The sequence below is a fragment of the Fictibacillus marinisediminis genome, assembly GCF_023149135.1.
Taxonomy (GTDB): domain Bacteria; phylum Bacillota; class Bacilli; order Bacillales; family Fictibacillaceae; genus Fictibacillus_C; species Fictibacillus_C marinisediminis.
The window spans coordinates 2,797,213-2,815,241 of the sequence record NZ_JAIWJX010000002.1 but is presented as its reverse complement, the minus strand read 5'-3'; the positions used below and the strand labels follow the sequence as shown (position 1 = coordinate 2,815,241).

Sequence of the window (18,029 nt, the reverse complement as noted above, 5' to 3'; positions counted from 1 at the left end):
GTCAGTAATGTGAAAAAAATTATTATTAATGCTATAACCCAAATCAAAAGAACAGCAGTCATGGATTTCGATGAAGCGATAGAACTTCAAGTTGATGATTCGTCCGATCAGCCTGTACCCGGAAGCATCTATAAAGGCAGGGTAAAGAAAGTGCTGCCTGGCATGCAGGCGGCCTTTGTGGACATTGGAGCTGAGAAGAACGGATTCATTCATCGTGATGACCTGCTTTCCTATCAGCAGACGTATATGGCACCAGAAGATAAAAAAGGGACATCTATCAGTTCTTTCGTGAAAGAGGGGGAAGAACTGATCGTCCAGGTAATAAAGGAAGAAACAGATTCAAAGGGAGCGAGGCTGACCGGGATGCTGGCAATCCCGGGCTCACGGCTTGTTTTCCTTCCGAACGCTTCACATATCGGGGTATCCAAGAAAATGAGCAGGAACGAGAAGGAGAAGTGGCGTCTATTTGGCCATTCTCTTGTGAAGGGCGAAGATGGCGTGATTTTTCGTACCGCATGCACGGGACAATCGGAAGAAGATATACAAGCGGAGTTCGACGGACTTGTAGAGAGGCACCGCCATCTGGCGGCACGGGCGGAACAAGCGGCAGCTCCTGCTCTTTTGCATGATGAAGGTGATTATCTGAATAAGATTATCCGTGACCATGCGTACGAAGAGGAAACGGAGATCATCATTGATGACGGAGCGGAATTCAGGAAACTGATCTGGCTGGCCAAGCCTTTTCCGCTGCTTCAAAAGAATATCATTTTGTACAGCGGGAAGGAGAATATCTTCTCCTATTACGGAGTTGACGCACAATGGGAAAAAGCGCTCCGGCCGCATGTCTGGCTCAAAAACGGAGGTTCATTGCGGATCGATCACACCGAAGCCATGTCTGTTATTGATGTTAACACGGATAAATTCACAGGGAAATCAAGCCGGAGGGAAACTGTTCTTCAAACGAACCTTCAAGCAGCTGATGAGATTGCGAAACAGCTTCGGCTTAGAAACATTTCCGGCATGATTGTCATTGATTTCATTACGATGAACGAGCCCGAGGATCAGCAGCGTGTAGAGGAAGCTTTAAAAGCTGCACTTGCTCTCGATGGAACAACTACCGTGGTTCACGGATTTACTCGAATGGGCGTATTTGAAATGACTCGCAAAAAAGAGAAAAGGCAACTGTTCCATGTACTGGCCGAGCCTTGTTCTGTCTGTAAGGGCACAGGCAGGGTGCAGTCTGCAAGAACAGTTGCCAATCAGGCAGAACTGGCGCTGCGGGAATACCGCCACATGGATGATGAAGCGCTGTGGATCGAAGCTACTCCTGAAGTGGCCCGCCATTTAAGAGGGATAAACAGTGAACATCTTCAAAATCTTGAGGCGCTTCTCTCGTATCGGATTTATATAAGTGAAAGCGGCCATGATTCCATCCCATCCTATGCTATCCGCCATATCGGGCCGATTAATGAAATTGTAGAAAGAATGAAAAGATAAATTGACATGGCAGATCATAACATGGTATGATTCTTCTGTTAGTTTATTGGAGCACCCGCTCCAACCGCTCAGGAACAGGTTTTCAAGCTTACATAAGCACCTGTGATGGCGAGTCTGAGTTTACAAGGAGGTGCACGTGATGTACGCAATTATTCAAACTGGTGGCAAACAAGTAAGAGTTGAAGAAGGTCAAGTGATCTATGTTGAAAAGCTTGATGTGGAAGCTGGCGATACTGTAACATTCGAGGATGTTCTTATGGTTGGTGGAGACAGCCTGAAAGTAGGAGCTCCTTTGCTTGATGGAGTGACTGTAACAGGTAAAGTTGAAAAACATGGCCGAGGCCAAAAAGTGGTCGTTTACAAGTTCAAAGCGAAAAAGAACTACCGTCGTAAACAAGGTCACCGTCAGCCTTACACTAAAGTAGTTATCGACAAAATCAACGGTTAATTCCAATGATTAAGGTAACCATCTACAGAGATGAACAGCATCACATTCGTTCGTTTTCAATGAGTGGACATGCCGATTCCGGCCCTTATGGACAAGATCTTGTCTGTGCCGGTGCATCAGCCGTCTCCTTTGGAGCGATCAATGCGGTGGAAGTCCTGTGCAGCATTACAACTGATGTGGAAACACAACAGGATGGAGGCTACCTGGTTTTCCGTGCTCCGGATCATCTCGAAGACCATATCCATGAAAAAGTGCAGCTTCTTCTGGAAGGTATGGTTGTTTCCTTAAAAACAATCGAAAACGACTATGGTCGATTTATTTCATTGCAGGAAAAACAAGTGTAGTCTTGGTTTGCTGCAAAACACCGAATGAGGAGGTGGGACGAATGCTAAAATTAAACCTTCAATACTTTGCTTCCAAAAAGGGAGTAGGTAGCACAAAGAACGGTCGTGATTCCCAATCAAAGCGCCTTGGTGCTAAGAGAGCGGATGGTCAAATGGTATCAGGCGGATCTATTCTTTACCGTCAGCGCGGTACAAAAATCTATCCTGGGATGAACGTTGGCCGTGGCGGAGATGACACTCTTTTTGCGAAAGTGGACGGAGTTGTTCGTTTTGAGCGTCTTGGACGTGACCGCAAACAAGTAAGTGTATACCCAATCGCAAACGAAGCGTAAGAAGATAGCTCTAACCGGGTTGGTTAGAGCTTTTTCTTTTGTAAATGGGTATTTATTAACAGGCTTTTGGGTCTAATACCAGTGAAGCAGAGGAAATGGCTATTTAACTATTCAAACAGGAGTGCAAATATGGGTAAAGATTGGTCAACGTTAGAATTATTAAGGCATGCCCGCCATGACTGGCTCAATCAGCTCCAGCTTATTAAGGCAAACCTATCTATGGGCCGGACCGAACGGGCAAAGGAGATTATCGAGGAAATCATTCTTATTTCCAGGCACGAATCAAACCTCATGAATTTGAAAGTTCCTGAATTGGCGGAGTACCTCATAACTTTCAACTGGCTGAAACACCCCATTGTACTTGAAACGGAAGTTGCCGGTGAGGCGAGAGACCTCTCAAAGGCTGAGAAGGTCCTCCTTGAGGCTTGCCAGTCTCTTTTTGCGGTCATGAACCGCTCGGTTGATCCGCTGGCTGAAAATCGGCTCGTTTTCACGATCTCAAACCAACAGCATCCTTCCGCTTTTATGTTTCGCTTAACGGGCAGTATACATAATACAGAGGAATTTGAGTCGGAGCTGAAGGATGTCATTTCAGCACATAAATTATTAGACGTAATCGAAAGCTATATTCAAACCCATGAAGTATTTCTTGTTTTACAGATGAAACAGTAAAGAAATTATAGAAGGAGGCGAGCAAACATGTTCGTGGATCAGGTCAAAATTTTTGTGAAAGCCGGAGACGGCGGAAACGGAATGGTTGCGTTTCGCCGTGAAAAATACGTACCTAACGGCGGACCTGCCGGCGGAGACGGCGGTAAAGGTGCTAATGTTATATTTGAAGTAGAAGAGGGTCTGCGTACGTTAATGGACTTTCGCTTTAACAAGCATTTTAAAGCCAAGCGCGGTGAACATGGCATGTCCAAAGGCATGCATGGCAAAAATTCAGAAGATATGATCGTAAAAGTACCACCTGGCACTGTCGTAACAGATGCTGAAACAGGACAAGTACTAGCAGACCTTGTTCATCATGAACAGCGTGCTGTTATTGCCAAAGGCGGACGGGGAGGACGGGGAAATACCCGTTTTGCTACACCGGCCAACCCTGCTCCTGAGCTTTCGGAAAACGGGGAACCAGGTGAAGAAAGAGAAGTTGTTTTAGAATTAAAGGTACTAGCGGATGTTGGGCTTGTTGGATTCCCGAGCGTAGGGAAATCCACGCTTCTTTCGGTTGTATCCGCGGCTAGGCCAAAGATCGCAGAATACCACTTTACGACCATCACTCCTAATTTAGGCGTAGTGGCAGTAGATGACGGCAGAAGCTTTGTGATGGCTGACCTGCCAGGGCTGATCGAAGGCGCGCATGAAGGCGTTGGCCTCGGACATCAGTTCCTTCGCCACATTGAACGGACAAGGGTTATCCTGCATGTGATCGACATGTCCGGCATGGAAGGAAGAGATCCATACGAGGACTTCATTAAAATTAATGAAGAGCTAAGGCAGTACAACTTAAGGCTTACAGAACGTCCGCAGATTGTTGTAGCCAACAAAATGGATATTCCGGGTGCGGAAGAAAACCTGGAAGTATTTAAACAGAGGCTGTCTGAGGATATTCCTGTTTATCCGATATCAGCAGTTACAAGACAAGGATTAAAAGAGGTCCTTTACACAACAGCTGATCTTCTGGAAAACACACCTGAGTTCCCGCTGATCCATGAGGAAAAAGAAGAGAGCCGGGTATTGTACCGCCACGAAAAGGAAGAATCCGGTTTTTATATCACACGGGATTCTGCTGGTACATTTATCATCAACGGACCAAAGATCGAAAAACTATTCAAAATGACAGACTTTACAAGAGACGAGTCGGTAAAACGGTTTGCACGCCAGATGCGTTCCATGGGTGTGGACGAAGCGCTTCGTGAAAAAGGTGCGGAACACGGGGATACCATCCGAATCTTGAAATATGAATTTGAATTTATCGAATAGGCTGCGCTTGAGGGCAGTCTATTTTTTTGTCTATATGGGATAGACATTTGGCTATCTCATTGGATATACTTATGAAAAAGCCCGTTTTGGAGGTTACATATGAAAGAAAGGCAATTTTACATGGTCAGGGAAGATGTTCTTTCAGAATCCATGCAAAAAACGCTTGAAGCAAAATCCTTATTAGACCGTGGCAAGGTAAAAACCGTCGCGGAGGCTGCTGAAAAAGTGGGCCTCAGCAGGAGTGCGTTCTATAAGTACAGGGATGGAATTTTTCCTTTTCATACGATGATCAAAGAAAAGATCATCACCCTTTCCATCAATCTCGAAGACCGTTCGGGTGCGTTGTCAAGCCTTCTCACCATTGTTGCCTCTGTTGGCTGCAATGTGCTCACCATTAACCAGACCATACCGCTGCAAGGGAGAGCCAATGTGATGCTGACGATTGAAACCAACGGCCTTCGCGGTGAAATCAATGAACTGCTGACCACATTGAATCGTATGGAAGCTGTAGAGCGAGTCGAAGTGATTGGAACTGGAGCATAACAACAAAAAAAGAGGACTGCAGATCTTGCTGCAGTCCTCTTTTTTTATGAATGCAAATATCCTTTTTGTTTAAGCTCCCTGCATACGTTATCCAGCTGCTCTTTCGTTGGCGCCTCGAGCATATGAAGGTGTATGCCCTCTGTTAATGTACTGAGCAATGCAGCGTTTGTTGATGACAATTTGCCGAGAAAATCCTCTACATCCTTTCGGGTACTGAGAAGAAGAGATGCAGTCAGGTCTCCGTAAATCGGGTGCTCGACAATTACATTCTTAACAGTTACTCCATGATCGACAATTGTAAAAAGTTCATCTTTCGTTTGCTCAGGAGAATGGTTGGAAACAATCAAATGTCTATGTGGAACGTCTTTTTCTTCCGTTTTTAAAAAGAGGTATCCTTGGGAAGTGGCAATAATCGGTTCATTTTTTGCTTTTAACAGCGAGATGTCGCCAACAATAACCTGGCGGCTGACATTTGTTTTAAGTGCGAGTTCACCGCCTTTGATCGGGCTCTTGCTCTCTTTTAACCACTTTAGTATGAGGTCTCTTCTTTCGTCTCCTGGTATTTTTGGAGTCTCCATTACACGTTTTCAACTCCCTGTTTGATAATAAAAGCGTTGTGTAAGATCATGGATGGCTGCAGCCAAAGCCTTTATTTCCTCTTTTGTTGTTTCTTTTCCGAGTGTGATCCGCACGAGTTCATGTGCTTCATCCGCCGATCGCCCCATCGCAAGGAGTGCTTTGGAAGGTTCCTGCTGTCCTGCTTTACAAGCTGAACCGGTTGAAACAGCGATCTTCTGGCGGTTTAATTCCAGCATGACATACTGCCCTTCAATCCCTTTCAGACGAATGGCCAGGAAATGTGGCAGCGTCGTATGGCTGTCTCCTTCAATGATTAAACATTCATCTTCTTCTGTCAGGGAAAGAAAGCAGTTTTTTAATTCTTCCACATTTGTCTTCCATTTTACCATACGATTCACCTGATTGCTTGCCGCTGTAATAAAAGAAACGATTCCCGGAGTGTTGATTGTTCCAGGGCGAATCCCTTTTTCATGTGTACCGTTCTTGAGCAGCGGCTGCCAGGTGAGAGTGGGGGAAATATATACAGCACCTACACCTTTAGGGCCATGAATTTTATGAGCAGAAACAGTAAGAGCACCAATATTCATTTCCCCCGCATGAAGAGGGAGCTTTCCAAACGTCTGGACACAGTCACTATGGAAAATGACATTCTCTTCTTTCAGCAGAGCTCCGATTTCAGCTAATGGCTGGATAACGCCGATCTCACTGTTTCCATGAGTGATTGTAGCGAGAATCGTCTCTTTTCGAATGGCGCTGCGAAGATCGTTTAAAGCGATCCTCCCGTTCTGATCAACAGGAAGTACGGTGATTTCAAAACCTTCATTTTCTAGAAAAGCAAGGGCCTGCTGCACGGATCCATGCTCTAGCGGTGAAGTGATGATGTGGTTTCCTTTTTCCTTGTTTCCAAGAGCAAGGCTTGTGAGCGCAAGAAAATTACCGTCGGACCCTCCTCCTGTAAAGTAGATCCCTTCACTATTGCCGCCGAGCATCCCGGCCAGTTCAGCACGTGCCAGATTGACCAGATCTGCAGCCTGTGATCCTTGGTCATGCAGGCTCGACGTATTTCCAAAGTACATTTTTGCTGTTTCTGTAAAAGCATACAGTGCTTCTTCTGACATAGGAGTCGTTGCTGCGTAATCAAGATAAATCATTCTTAAACCGCCTCTCGTAAAAAACTCTTGTCATAAGTGTAATTCTATGTAAATATAAGTGTCAAGACACCTGTAAAGAAAATGAACGGGGGTTTCGTCATGAACGTAGAGTCTACAGACGTTCTCATTATCGGCTCCGGCATTGCTGGATTAATGACAGCCGAATGTTTACGCTCGCATAAGAATGTGACAATCATCACAAAGTCTTCCTTCCAGAACAGCAATTCTTATCATGCGCAAGGAGGGATTGCTGCGGTCACTGAAAAAGAAGACCACTGGGCTGAACACTTTATAGATACCGTAAAAGCAGGTAGTTTTCACAATGAAGAAACTCTCACCGAGATACTGGTCAAAGAAGGTCCGGACATGATCCGAACGATGGAGGATTGGAAGGTTCCCTTTGACCGCAACAAAGATGGCAGTCTCACGCTCGGCAGGGAGGGAGGACATCGGCGGGCACGGATCGTCCATGCTGGCGGTGATAGAACAGGTTCAAAAATAGTTGATGTCCTTTATCAAAGAATCTCCCATCATATTACGGTCCAAGAATTTGAAATAGCTGGGGACCTTATCATTAAGCAAGGAAAATGCGTTGGTGCCTGGACAAAGAATGCGAACGGTGAGGTTACTGTTTATTTCGCAGCCTCTGTCATTCTTGCTTCTGGGGGCGCAGCTGGTCTTTATAACGTCAATTCCAACGACAAAAGCATTACAGGAGACAGCATCGCCCTTGCATTCCGAGCGGGTGCGGTACTCTCCGACCTGGAATTTATACAGTTTCATCCTACGATGCTGTTTACGAATGGGGAATCTTTCGGTTTAGTTTCGGAAGCGGTAAGAGGAGAAGGAGGCACGTTGGTTACTTCCGAAGGAGCATCCGTGATGTCTGGTGTCCATGAGATGGGTGACTTGGCTCCTCGTGATATCGTTTCGAGGACTATTTTTGAATACATTCAAAAGGGATATGAAATTTTTCTTGATGTTTCAAAAGTGAAAAGCTTCACAAACCGGTTTCCTGCCATAACAGCAATTTGCCGAAACGCTGGAATTGTACTAAACGAAGGCAGAATTCCTGTTGCCCCGGGTGCTCATTTTACAATGGGAGGAGCGGTCACAAACCAATGGGGGGAAACGACAGTTCCTCATCTGTATGCTGTAGGGGAAGCTTCCCGAACCGGCGTGCATGGCGCCAACAGGCTTGCGAGCAACTCACTGCTTGAAAGTGTAGTCTTCGCCAAACGGACAGCTGCAAGGATTATGGCTTTGAAAGAGCATGAAGCCTCCCTGTTCCCGGTTGAATGGGAATATACAGAACAACAGAAGAGAAGATGGCCGGAGAAACAAGAGATTCAAAGACAAATGACACAGTATGCAGGGATTGTCCGCACAAGGGAAGGCCTGGGTGAAGCGATCCGCTGGTTTGAAAATTTCTCCATAGAAAAGCCGGATTATCACTGTAAACCCGATGAAATTGAAAGGATTAACATGCTGCAAACCGGCTGGCTGATCGTTACATCTGCTCACTTGCGGACAGAGAGCAGGGGCGGCCATTACAGAAGTGATTTTCCGTCCAACGATGATAACTGCTGGCTGAAAAAACAAGTATACAGAAAGAAGGATCAAAATGAACAAGCTGAAGCTAAAAAAGCAGCTGCAGGAATTTTTTCTTGAAGATCTTGGAGAAGGGGACATCACATGCGGATTGCTGTTTCCGGAGGAGGAGGAGACAGAAGCGCGCTTTATCGCTAAAAAATCCGGTGTATTTTCGGGAATGGATGTGATTTCCGAAGGGTACCGGCTGCTAAGCGAATATTGTACTGTTGTTCCTAATGTGAAAGACGGCGATGTTATTAAACCCGGACAGATTCTTGCGGAGGTGAAAGGTCCTGCATCTGCTATTTTTGGCGGAGAACGAGTCATTCTGAATCTCGTGCAAAGGATGTCAGGGATAGCGACGCTAACGAATGAAGCAGTAACCGCTCTAAACAGTGAAACAACGAAAATTTGCGACACGCGTAAAACCACACCAGGGCTCAGGATGTTCGAGAAATACGCTGTCCGCTGCGGCGGAGGGTATAACCACCGTTTCGGACTGTATGACGGGGTGATGGTCAAAGACAATCATATCGCCCGGGCTGGCGGTATAACCGAAGCCGTAAATACCGTGAAGTCCAGTCTGGGACACATGTTGAAAGTGGAAGTAGAAACAGAGAATTTTGAACAGGTGAAAGAAGCTGTAAGCGCAGGTGCGGATGTGATTATGTTCGATAACCGCACACCAGAAGAAATTGGAGCATGGAAACATCATGTTCCTGGTCATATCATTACGGAAGCTTCCGGAGGCATATCCCTTGATGAACTTCGACATTATGGGAAAACAGGAGTGAATTTTATTTCGCTTGGATTGCTCACTCACTCAGCGGTATCACTCGACATCAGTTTAAACATTACAGGGGGGTTAAAAGATGAGCTTACTGGAAGCCTTCAGGCTGAAATCCGGAATTCCTGAAACCTATTTCACGATGACGGAAGAAGAGATGATCGAACGGGTCAGAGCAGTTAAGAAGAAACTCGGAGACCGTTTGTATATTCCAGGACATCACTATCAAAAAGATGAAGTGATTCAATTTGCGGATACGTCGGGAGATTCGCTCCAGCTCGCCCAGCAGTCGGCCAATAATCGCGATGCGGAATTCATCGTATTTTGCGGGGTGCACTTCATGGCGGAAACAGCGGATATGCTGACGGAATCTCATCAAAAAGTAATCCTTCCGGATATGAGAGCAGGATGTTCCATGGCGGACATGGCGGATATCCATCAGACAGAGAAAGCGTGGGACCGATTACAGTCCTTGTTCGGTGATACGGTCCTGCCGCTCACGTATGTCAATTCTACGGCAGCCATCAAAGCATTCTGCGGTAAGAATGGCGGTGCAACCGTGACCTCATCAAATGCAGAACGAATGCTGGAATGGGCGTTTGCACAAAAAGAAAGAATCCTTTTTCTTCCCGATCAGCACTTGGGCCGGAACACTGCCTATACGCTGGGTGTTCCATTAGAGCAAATGGCTGTATGGGATCCAATTGCCAATAAATTGGAATATGACGGAGATCTGGATGCAGTTAAAGTGATTCTCTGGAAAGGACACTGTTCGGTCCATGAAAAATTCACAGTTGATAATATTCGATCCTTGCGTGTGAACGATCCAGAGATGAAGGTCATCGTCCATCCAGAGTGCAGCCATGAAGTCGTCCAGCAATCGGATATGGCGGGCTCCACTCATTATATTATTCAGACGATCCAAAACGCTGAGCCAAACAGCGCTTGGGCGATAGGGACAGAGATGAATCTCGTCAACCGCCTGAAAAAAAACCATCCTGATAAACGGATAATTTCTTTAAATTCCAATATGTGCCCCTGTCTGACGATGAATCGCATTGATCTTCCTCATCTGACATATGCGCTTGAAAAAATCGCACAGGGAGATCCTCAGAACATCATAACAGTGGACAGCGAAACAACTGAATACGCAGTAAAAGCTCTTGAGAGAATGTTAGCAAGAGCGTAGATGACTCCTTCCTGTCAAAGTCATACAGCTGATTTTCAGGGCATAAATTGGTAAAAGACCGACTACTGAAATAGGTAGTAGCACAATGCCCAGATTCTCATATACTGTATAGAAATTTGGCAGGAGGGAGTTTTGTTTACGTGAGAATTCATATCGTTCAAAAAGGTGATACTCTCGAAAAAATCGCCGATAAGTATAATGTAACTTCTGAAGAATTAAGAAGAGTGAATTTCGGTTTATCTTCAGGCGCTCTTGAAAGAGGATCAAAAGTAAAGATTCCTTCTGAACAAGTGCCGATCGGACGCGGAGAGAAAGCAAAGATGCCGTTTATGATGCCAGGCTCTAAAAAAGAGCAGCCGAAGAAAAAAGAAATGCCCAAAAAAGAAATGCCAGTAGCTCCAGTTCAAGAAATTCCGGTTCCAGCCCCGCCGCCACCGCCGCCAAAACCTGCACCTATTCCAGCTCCGCCTAAAGCAGCACCGATTATCCCAAAAGCAGCACCAATAATCGCAAAAGCAGCACCGATAATCGCAAAAGCAGCACCTAAAATGGCGCCAAAGGCCGAGCATAAAATGCCGATGAAAGCAGAACCCATCATGCCGTTAAAGCCGGCACCGGCAAAAAAGGATATGCCATTTAATCCATTGCTTCCGAAAAAAGATTACAAAGAATCGTCCATGAAATCACCAAAACCGCTTGCCCCTATGTCTCATAAAGATTTTGCGGCGTTTATGGAATCATCCTCATCTTCACATATGAAATGGGGACATCACCACGAGCCGATTCACTATAAAGAACCTCAAATGAACTATGTGCCGCCTGCCTATCTTTCCCCGGGGCTCGTCCATGGAAAAGACCAGTTTGGAATGGGGAAACAGCATAAACATCCATTCTTGGGTGAAGAGTCATCTTCTGTAATGAACCAGATGTATTCAGGTGTTCCGCCGATGTTTGAACAGCCTCAGGGGTACACTGCTCCAGTATATGGAGGTGCAGGGGCAGGAATGCCGCCATTCAGTGCCATGCCTTATCAAGGCCAGGGACAGCAGGCAGGATCTTATCCTCAAGTTCCCCCAGGCGGTTTACAAATGGGCATGGGGGCGCCAGGTTCAGGCCAGGTGGGATACAGCAGCATGCCTCAGACTGGAATGCAACAGCAGCCTAATATGGCATCCCAGCACGGAATGATGCTATCGCAGGATCAGCAGCAAAATCCATATGCTACGTTTATGCCGATGCAAGGTCAGCCGATGGGCCAAGGAATGCAAGTTCAGCCATACGTCGGCCAGCCGATGAGCCAGGGAATGCAAGTTCAGCCATATGGCAGCCAGCCGATGAGCCAGGGAATGCAAGTTCAGCCATATGGCAGCCAGCCGATGAGCCAGGGAATGCAAGTTCAGCCATATGCCAGCCAGCCGATGAGTCAGGGAATGCAAGTTCAGCCATATGGCAGCCAGCCGATGAGCCAGGGAATGCAAGTTCAGCCATATGGCAGCCAGCCGATGGGCCAAGGAATGCAGGGTCAGCAAATGTATGGTGAATATCCGCCAGGCCAAGTTTCTCAAGGGTATGGTGATATGTCCGGAGGGCAAGGATCTTACGGCGGTAATCCCCCAGCGCAGCAAGGACAAATGGGTCAGATGCAAGGAATGCCAAATCCGTACTCACAGGCGCAATACCGTGATGGCTCGTTAGACAGCCAAGATCAAGATGAAGAGTAATTCATACGGAGACGGTTTCAAAAGAAAGCGTCTCTTCTTAAGTAGCCTTACTGAGAAAGGGCTGGATATTAAAAACCATTATTTTGTGAAACAAAATGTTTGTATTATTGAAACCAAAGCAGGAACTTATGTGCTTAAAGGGTTCTCCAGAAAGGAAGAATGTCAGGAGCAATTGAAGCTGTCCCGGTGGTATTCTCAGCAATCAAGTCCGATGATGGGAATATATACGGCTTTTCCGACCGGAAAGAAAATACATTACTATGAGAACATGTATTGGGGCATCATGCCTTTTTATAAAGGTGATGAACTTGATCTGAATGACGAAAAGGACATTAGAGACGGAATCCATGCGATTCGAAAGTTCCACCGCCAGAGTATCTTTCAGTCTGACTCCTATCTCTCGCTTCTATCGAGCTATTCACTTATCGAAAAGTGGACCAAACGATTTAATGCTTTTAAAAGAAACAGTAAAAAACATCATATTTCTCATGAGATGAGTGAAGCTTTTCAGGAAATGATTGGGTGGGGGAAATGGTCATTGAGCAAATTGAACCGAAGAGAACTGGAAAAAATGGAACAGAACGCAAGACAAAAGGGTGAAGTATGCCACGGAGATGTAGCTCCTCATAATTTTATGCGCTTAAGCGGGGACAACGTAATCTTAATCGATTACGACCTGTTTTCCGTCGTCCCGCATGATTATGACATTCTTCAATATGTAAACCGGATCATGCCATATTGGGATTGGTCCCCATCCATATTGCGAAAATGCCAAGACCCTGAGCTGGAATCGCTTCTTCGTAAAAAATGGTTTTTAATCGCCCTTGTTTTTCCGACGGATCTATACAGAGAATGGAATCGTGCATTCGAAGCGGGGAAAGATCAGATCAAAGAAATGACGGCCTTTACAGAAGAAGATCTTCCGTTCCGGAGAAAGTTTATAAAAACAATACAGGAATTGGTCAAGAATCCCACGTAATATCCAGAAATTATATGTCTTACCGGTATGTAACAGAGTAAAAAGAACCTCCGAATGCCATTCTAGTGGTGAAAGGAGGTTTTTGCATTGAAGATTTTACTAAGCGGAATAACGGTTCTTGCATTAACAGCAGGTCTGGTGGGCTGTAACAACAACAAAGGTGCGCTCGACCGCAACGATAATGATGTAAGGCCGATCGGATATTATTCCAACGAGGGTGACAACCGCGGGGATTTGGACCGCAGTAAAGGCCCTGTTACTGACATGATGGATAATAACCGTACCGACCATAATGTAACGTATCATGAGGACTATGATGGTGCGCTTGCCGAGAAGATCAGGAACCGGGTCAACAGTATGAACAATGTAGACGATGCTCACGTTATTTTGAATGATAACAACGTCATTGTCGGTATAGATACCAGTGAAAACGATAAAAGCGCTGTCGATCAGAGAGTGTATAGAGAAGTGAAAAAGCTGGTTCCCAATCGGGATGTTCGCGTGACAACTGATGATTCGATCGTGAATCGAATCAAAAACGTAGATAATAATCTCCGTGACGGCAAAACAACCAATGAAGTCAGCTCTGACATCAAGGGAATTATGGCGGATATCGGAAAAGCAGGCACCAACTTAGGAGATGCAGTTAAACGTCCTTTCGAAAATAATCGTTAGAGAACAGGATTTTTTCTGTTCTCTTTTTTTTATTTCCTTGAAAAGAAGCATTGCGATTTTTGTGTTAAACTCCCCTTTCCGGCTGACTCTGTGATACAATACTGACAGAAACGTATGGTCGCTTTTTGTGATGTCTAGCTTCAGCGCTCGTCGGATTTAAGCAGGGCGCTTCCGCTTTTCTAGAAGGAGAGAACATGATTGATTGAACATATAAATGGAAAGATTGAACACGTGTCTGCTGAATATGCAGTTCTTGAAGCCAATGGGATTGGATACCAAATTTTTTGTCCGAATCCATTCATCTATCGTCCCGGTAAAGCTGAGACGATCTACACATATCATTATGTGAGGGAAGATTTGATTGCGCTGTATGGGTTTAAAACACGCAAAGAGCGAGATTTATTCTTAAAATTATTAAACGTATCAGGAATAGGCCCAAAAGGAGCCTTAGCCATCATGGCATTCGGACAGCCAGAACAAGTGATCCGGGCCATTGAAGCTGAGGATGAAGGGTTTCTTGTGAAATTTCCGGGAGTAGGGAAGAAGACGGCCCGCCAGATGATATTGGACCTTAAAGGAAAGCTTTCGATCTTCACTGAAGAGCCAATGGAGGGATTATTTGCCGGCCAGGCTTCCGACAGTTCAGAACAGCTTGATGAAGCGGTTGAAGCATTAACGGCTTTAGGGTATGCCAAGAAAGAAATTAATAAAGTGCTGCCTTCCCTTAAAAAGGAAGATCTGACAACAGATCAGTACATAAGGAAAGCGCTGCAGAAGCTAGTGAACCATTAGGGGCGTGATCGCTTTGGATGACAGAATAGTATCGGGTGAAAGCTCAAAGGACGATTTTTTTGAATTGAGTTTGCGTCCGGAATATTTGCATCAATACATAGGCCAAGAAAAAGTAAAAGAAAATCTAAATATCTTTATTCAGGCGGCTAAGCTTAGAAATGAGGCCCTTGACCATGTTTTGCTATACGGGCCTCCGGGTCTTGGGAAAACAACGCTCGCATCTATCATTGCGAAAGAAATGAACGTCAATTTCAGAACGACAAGCGGACCCGCAATTGAACGGCCGGGTGATCTGGCAGCTATCCTCACAGCACTTGAACCTGGGGATGTGCTGTTTATTGATGAAATTCACAGGCTATCAAGAGCGATCGAGGAAGTGCTCTATTCCGCGATGGAAGACTTCTGCCTGGATATTGTCATCGGAAAGGGCGAAACAGCTCGATCTGTCCGGCTGGATCTGCCTCCGTTTACGTTAGTAGGGGCGACTACCCGTGCCGGGTCTCTGTCTTCACCGCTCCGTGACCGATTTGGTGTGCTGGCACGTCTGGAATACTACAATAATGAAGATTTAACCGAAATTGTTACACGGACCAGTGAGGTATTTGGCATGAAGATTGACAGGCCGTCTGCCCAAGAGATAGCCCGCCGTTCAAGAGGGACGCCGAGGATTGCCAATCGTCTCTTCAAAAGAGTACGGGACTTTGCACAGGTTGATGGGACGGACACGGTGAGTATCAGCCTCGCAGACAGGGCGCTGGAAATGCTTCAAGTCGACCGTTTAGGATTGGATCATATTGACCATAAATTATTACAAGGGATCATCCATAAATACAAAGGCGGCCCGGTAGGTCTTGAAACCATTTCAGCTACGATCGGAGAGGAATCCCATACGATTGAAGATGTTTATGAACCCTACCTGCTGCAGATTGGCTTTATACAGCGCACCCCCAGGGGGAGAGTGGTGACTGCCCTTGCTTATGAGCATTTTAATATGGAGGTGCCGAATCCTTAATGGGAATACCCCGGCTGTTAATACTGATGGGAGTCATCTTGATCATTATCGGTGGTTTATGGACGTTCGTAGGCAAGATTCCCGGCGACATCGTTTTTAAAAAAGGGAACACTACATTTTATTTTCCCATTGTCACATCGATTATTATCAGTGTCGTTCTGACATTGATATTTTATGTGATCGGGCGATTTAAATAGGTGAAAGAAACAGGAGAAGAAAATGGACATCAATATGTTTGATTTTGACCTGCCGGAAGAGCTGATTGCTCAGACACCGCTGAAAGACCGTACTGCTTCAAGGCTGATGGTGCTTGACCCGGTATCCGGACAGATTCAACACAATACGTTTAAAAATGTGATTGATTATCTAAATCCAGGAGATTGCTTAATCCTGAATGATACAAGAGTTCTGCCGGCAAGGCTTCTTGGTGAGAAAGAAGACACTAAGGCTAAGATTGAGATTTTGCTGTTGAAGGAAACAGGCAGCGATACTTGGGAAACCCTCGTGAAACCGGCAAAAAGAGTAAAGCCAGGCACCGTCGTTTCTTTTGGTAACGGTCTGCTTAAAGCTGTTTGTCTGGAGGAAACTGATCAAGGCGGGCGTACCTTTAAATTTGAATATGAGGGTATTTTTTATGAAATTCTGGACGCTCTTGGCGAAATGCCATTGCCTCCTTATATAAAAGAGCAGCTGGAAGAGCGGGAGCGGTATCAGACTGTGTTTGCCAAACACCAGGGCTCGGCAGCTGCACCAACAGCAGGTTTGCACTTTACTGAAACACTGCTTGAGGAGATTAAGAAAAAGGGTATACATGTTGCTTTTATTACTCTTCATGTAGGGCTGGGAACATTCCGCCCTGTTTCTGTTGAAAATATTCAAGAGCACGATATGCATGCCGAGTATTACCAGCTGACGAAAGGAACGGCTGCACTTCTAAATGAAGTCAGAAACAATGGAGGACGGATTATCTCGGTTGGGACGACCTCTACCCGCACCCTAGAGACGGTCGCGGGAAAACACGGAGAATTCCGAGAAGATTCCGGATGGACGGATATCTTTATTTATCCAGGATATCGCTTTAAGGCGATTGACGGAATGATTACTAATTTCCATCTGCCTAAGTCTACACTGATTATGCTGATCAGCGCGCTTGCGGGCCGCGAGAATGTCCTGAAAGCCTATAATGAAGCTGTGCGTGAACGATACCGCTTCTTTAGCTTTGGAGATGCCATGCTGATTTTAGAAGGGGAGTACAAACATGACAGCAGCCGTTCGGTATGAATTAATCAAAACTTGTAAGCAGTCAGGAGCGAGGCTCGGAAAAGTCCACACGCCCCATGGCGTATTTGAGACTCCGGTATTCATGCCGGTAGGAACACTCGCTACCGTTAAAACAATGAGCCCTGAGGAGTTAAAAGACCTTGGCGCCAATATTATTTTGAGCAACACGTATCATCTCTGGCTTCGTCCGGGACATGAGATCATCCGTGAAGCTGGCGGCCTTCATAAATTCATGAACTGGGACCGTTCCATCTTAACGGATTCCGGGGTTTTCAGGTATTCAGCTTAAGTGATTTGAGAAAGATCACAGAAGAAGGCGTGCATTTCAGGAACCATCTGAACGGTGAAAAGCTGTTCCTGAGTCCTGAAGGGGCCATGGAGATTCAGAATGCCTTAGGCTCGGACATCATGATGGCTTTCGATGAATGCCCGCCGTATCCAGCTGAGTATGAATACATGAAATCTTCTGTAGAAAGGACGAGCCGCTGGGCTGAAAGGTGTCTGGCATCCCATGAACGTCCGAATGACCAGGGGCTTTTCGGAATCGTTCAGGGCGGTGAATACGAAGATCTCCGCCGTCAAAGCGCAGAGGACCTTGTCTCTCTTGATTTTCCGGGTTACGCGGTCGGCGGTCTTTCTGTCGGTGAACCGAAGGATGTTATGAACCGAGTGCTAGAGTTTACGACGCCGTACCTTCCTGACAACAAACCAAGGTATTTGATGGGTGTCGGATCGCCTGACTCGCTGATTGATGGAGCGATCCGCGGTATTGATATGTTTGACTGCGTACTGCCTACACGTATTGCAAGAAACGGAACGCTTATGACAAGTGAAGGCCGCCTAGTCGTCCGGAATGCGAAATATGCCCGTGATTTCAGGCCTCTTGATGAAAATTGTGATTGCTATACGTGCCGAAACTATTCACGTGCTTATATCCGCCATCTGGTGAAGAGCAACGAAACATTTGGTTTCCGCCTCACAAGTTACCATAACCTTTATTTTTTGGTAAACTTAATGGAACAGGTGAAGCAGGCCATCCGCGAGGACAGGCTGCTTGATTTCCGTGAAGAATTTTTTGAACAATACGGCTTTAATAAACCTGACGCCAAAAACTTTTAACTGG

19 protein-coding genes, 1 pseudogene and 1 other annotated feature are annotated in these 18,029 nt (G+C 45.8%); of the genes and pseudogenes, 18 read left to right on the top strand and 2 right to left on the bottom strand.

Annotation, left to right across the window (positions count from 1 at the left end):
• Positions 1-9: 9 nt before the first annotated feature.
• The 7 genes from LCY76_RS15060 to LCY76_RS15030 all read left to right on the top strand — a co-directional run bounded on the left by LCY76_RS15060 (position 10) and on the right by LCY76_RS15030 (position 5,147).
• Positions 10-1,497 (top strand): Rne/Rng family ribonuclease, encoded by a 1,488-nt coding sequence (locus tag LCY76_RS15060; protein ID WP_248253291.1) that lies wholly within the window; start codon positions 10-12, stop codon positions 1,495-1,497.
• 52 nt (positions 1,498-1,549) lie between these two features.
• Positions 1,550-1,623: a sequence feature (ribosomal protein L21 leader region), on the top strand.
• A 13-nt stretch (positions 1,624-1,636) separates the two neighbouring features.
• The gene (gene rplU, locus LCY76_RS15055; protein ID WP_053357701.1) at positions 1,637-1,945 is read left to right on the top strand and encodes a 50S ribosomal protein L21; all 309 of its coding nucleotides are present in this window, start codon (positions 1,637-1,639) and stop codon (positions 1,943-1,945) included.
• Between the two features lie 5 nt (positions 1,946-1,950).
• Positions 1,951-2,289: a ribosomal-processing cysteine protease Prp gene (locus LCY76_RS15050; protein ID WP_248253290.1), complete on the top strand. Its 339-nt coding sequence runs from the start codon at positions 1,951-1,953 to the stop codon at positions 2,287-2,289.
• Positions 2,290-2,330: 41 nt separating this feature from the next.
• Entirely contained in the window at positions 2,331-2,621 is a 291-nt protein-coding gene (gene rpmA / locus LCY76_RS15045; RefSeq protein ID WP_053357703.1) for a 50S ribosomal protein L27, read from the top strand.
• Between the two features lie 129 nt (positions 2,622-2,750).
• Positions 2,751-3,293 (top strand): Spo0B C-terminal domain-containing protein, encoded by a 543-nt coding sequence (locus tag LCY76_RS15040; protein ID WP_248253289.1) that lies wholly within the window; start codon positions 2,751-2,753, stop codon positions 3,291-3,293.
• A 27-nt stretch (positions 3,294-3,320) separates the two neighbouring features.
• Positions 3,321-4,604 carry a GTPase ObgE gene (gene obgE / locus LCY76_RS15035; RefSeq protein ID WP_248253288.1) on the top strand — a complete coding sequence of 428 codons (1,284 nt, stop codon included), beginning with the start codon at positions 3,321-3,323 and terminating at the stop codon, positions 4,602-4,604.
• Positions 4,605-4,703: 99 nt separating this feature from the next.
• Positions 4,704-5,147 carry an ACT domain-containing protein gene (locus LCY76_RS15030; RefSeq protein WP_053357706.1) on the top strand — a complete coding sequence of 148 codons (444 nt, stop codon included), beginning with the start codon at positions 4,704-4,706 and terminating at the stop codon, positions 5,145-5,147.
• Between the two features lie 44 nt (positions 5,148-5,191).
• Here the strand turns inward: LCY76_RS15030 and LCY76_RS15025 are convergent, their stop codons facing one another.
• Complete coding sequence (locus tag LCY76_RS15025; protein ID WP_248253287.1) at positions 5,192-5,725, bottom strand: transcription repressor NadR; 534 nt, start codon at positions 5,723-5,725, stop codon at positions 5,192-5,194.
• Positions 5,726-5,734: 9 nt separating this feature from the next.
• Positions 5,735-6,877 (bottom strand): IscS subfamily cysteine desulfurase, encoded by a 1,143-nt coding sequence (locus LCY76_RS15020; protein WP_248253286.1) that lies wholly within the window; start codon positions 6,875-6,877, stop codon positions 5,735-5,737.
• Between the two features lie 99 nt (positions 6,878-6,976).
• Here LCY76_RS15020 and nadB point away from each other — a divergent pair, with 99 nt between their 5' ends.
• The 11 genes and pseudogenes from nadB to tgt all read left to right on the top strand — a co-directional run bounded on the left by nadB (position 6,977) and on the right by tgt (position 18,025).
• Positions 6,977-8,548 (top strand): L-aspartate oxidase, encoded by a 1,572-nt coding sequence (gene nadB / locus LCY76_RS15015; protein ID WP_248253285.1) that lies wholly within the window; start codon positions 6,977-6,979, stop codon positions 8,546-8,548.
• Complete coding sequence (nadC, locus tag LCY76_RS15010; RefSeq protein WP_248253284.1) at positions 8,502-9,386, top strand: carboxylating nicotinate-nucleotide diphosphorylase; 885 nt, start codon at positions 8,502-8,504, stop codon at positions 9,384-9,386. The genes nadB and nadC overlap by 47 nt, the downstream gene beginning before the upstream one ends.
• Positions 9,343-10,446 (top strand): quinolinate synthase NadA, encoded by a 1,104-nt coding sequence (nadA, locus tag LCY76_RS15005; protein ID WP_248253283.1) that lies wholly within the window; start codon positions 9,343-9,345, stop codon positions 10,444-10,446. The genes nadC and nadA overlap by 44 nt, the downstream gene beginning before the upstream one ends.
• Positions 10,447-10,586: 140 nt before the next feature.
• The gene (locus LCY76_RS15000; protein WP_248253282.1) at positions 10,587-12,167 is read left to right on the top strand and encodes a LysM peptidoglycan-binding domain-containing protein; all 1,581 of its coding nucleotides are present in this window, start codon (positions 10,587-10,589) and stop codon (positions 12,165-12,167) included.
• Positions 12,157-13,146, top strand: a complete 990-nt coding sequence (locus tag LCY76_RS14995) for a phosphotransferase (protein WP_272885624.1) — start codon at positions 12,157-12,159, stop codon at positions 13,144-13,146. The genes LCY76_RS15000 and LCY76_RS14995 overlap by 11 nt, the downstream gene beginning before the upstream one ends.
• A gap of 87 nt (positions 13,147-13,233) precedes the next feature.
• Positions 13,234-13,821 (top strand): YhcN/YlaJ family sporulation lipoprotein, encoded by a 588-nt coding sequence (locus tag LCY76_RS14990; protein WP_248253280.1) that lies wholly within the window; start codon positions 13,234-13,236, stop codon positions 13,819-13,821.
• 198 nt (positions 13,822-14,019) lie between these two features.
• Entirely contained in the window at positions 14,020-14,613 is a 594-nt protein-coding gene (gene ruvA, locus LCY76_RS14985; RefSeq protein WP_248253279.1) for a Holliday junction branch migration protein RuvA, read from the top strand.
• Between the two features lie 13 nt (positions 14,614-14,626).
• Entirely contained in the window at positions 14,627-15,625 is a 999-nt protein-coding gene (ruvB, locus tag LCY76_RS14980) for a Holliday junction branch migration DNA helicase RuvB (RefSeq protein ID WP_248253278.1), read from the top strand.
• The gene (locus LCY76_RS14975; protein ID WP_248253277.1) at positions 15,625-15,822 is read left to right on the top strand and encodes a DUF2905 domain-containing protein; all 198 of its coding nucleotides are present in this window, start codon (positions 15,625-15,627) and stop codon (positions 15,820-15,822) included. Before ruvB ends, LCY76_RS14975 begins: the two co-directional genes overlap by 1 nt.
• A 22-nt stretch (positions 15,823-15,844) precedes the next feature.
• Positions 15,845-16,906 carry a tRNA preQ1(34) S-adenosylmethionine ribosyltransferase-isomerase QueA gene (gene queA / locus LCY76_RS14970; protein ID WP_248253276.1) on the top strand — a complete coding sequence of 354 codons (1,062 nt, stop codon included), beginning with the start codon at positions 15,845-15,847 and terminating at the stop codon, positions 16,904-16,906.
• A pseudogene (gene tgt / locus LCY76_RS14965) lies at positions 16,884-18,025 on the top strand (tRNA guanosine(34) transglycosylase Tgt). The gene queA and the pseudogene tgt overlap by 23 nt, the downstream one beginning before the upstream one ends.
• The last annotated feature ends 4 nt before the right edge of the window (positions 18,026-18,029 follow it).

Coding starts and splice junctions, on each gene's coding strand:
- rplU (WP_053357701.1), top strand. CDS start 1,637: ATGTACGCAATTATTCAAACTGGTGGCAAACAAGTAAGAGTTGAAGAA.
- LCY76_RS15050 (WP_248253290.1), top strand. CDS start 1,951: ATGATTAAGGTAACCATCTACAGAGATGAACAGCATCACATTCGTTCG.
- rpmA (WP_053357703.1), top strand. CDS start 2,331: ATGCTAAAATTAAACCTTCAATACTTTGCTTCCAAAAAGGGAGTAGGT.
- LCY76_RS15040 (WP_248253289.1), top strand. CDS start 2,751: ATGGGTAAAGATTGGTCAACGTTAGAATTATTAAGGCATGCCCGCCAT.
- obgE (WP_248253288.1), top strand. CDS start 3,321: ATGTTCGTGGATCAGGTCAAAATTTTTGTGAAAGCCGGAGACGGCGGA.
- LCY76_RS15030 (WP_053357706.1), top strand. CDS start 4,704: ATGAAAGAAAGGCAATTTTACATGGTCAGGGAAGATGTTCTTTCAGAA.
- LCY76_RS15025 (WP_248253287.1), bottom strand. CDS start 5,725: ATGGAGACTCCAAAAATACCAGGAGACGAAAGAAGAGACCTCATACTA.
- LCY76_RS15020 (WP_248253286.1), bottom strand. CDS start 6,877: ATGATTTATCTTGATTACGCAGCAACGACTCCTATGTCAGAAGAAGCA.
- nadB (WP_248253285.1), top strand. CDS start 6,977: ATGAACGTAGAGTCTACAGACGTTCTCATTATCGGCTCCGGCATTGCT.
- nadC (WP_248253284.1), top strand. CDS start 8,502: ATGAACAAGCTGAAGCTAAAAAAGCAGCTGCAGGAATTTTTTCTTGAA.
- nadA (WP_248253283.1), top strand. CDS start 9,343: ATGAGCTTACTGGAAGCCTTCAGGCTGAAATCCGGAATTCCTGAAACC.
- LCY76_RS14995 (WP_272885624.1), top strand. CDS start 12,157: ATGAAGAGTAATTCATACGGAGACGGTTTCAAAAGAAAGCGTCTCTTC.
- LCY76_RS14975 (WP_248253277.1), top strand. CDS start 15,625: ATGGGAATACCCCGGCTGTTAATACTGATGGGAGTCATCTTGATCATT.
- queA (WP_248253276.1), top strand. CDS start 15,845: ATGGACATCAATATGTTTGATTTTGACCTGCCGGAAGAGCTGATTGCT.